At 71.6% G+C, this 264-nt stretch carries 1 protein-coding gene; it reads right to left on the bottom strand.

Going from position 1 to position 264, the window contains the following annotated elements:
- Window positions 1-246: hypothetical protein (locus SB775_RS30500; protein ID WP_410865001.1), on the bottom strand; the 246-nt coding region annotated here is incomplete at its 3' end.
- Window positions 247-264: the final 18 nt, after the last annotated feature.

Here is a 264-nt window from a genome sequence, read left to right as displayed (position 1 = left end):
GACGTCGACAACGGCCGCCAGAGGCGCCTCCGCGGCCTTGAGTGATGCCAGGGCGATCGCACACGCGTGACACTCCGGCGCGACGAACACCAGGAGGCGAGCGCGGGCGGCCGGGACGAGCAGATCGACGATCTCTGCGGTGCCAGGCAGCAGCACGGCGCCGGCTCCGCGGGGGATCTGCGCATCCGTTCGCCCGATGGCGTTCGATGCGCGGACCAGGGACCAGACGCCGACGGCGATCAGCAATCCTGCACCGACAGCGCC

Source organism: Peribacillus sp. SIMBA_075 (assembly GCF_046534585.1).
Note: the sequence above shows the minus strand (reverse complement) of the source record. Positions and strands in the feature narration are given on the sequence as shown.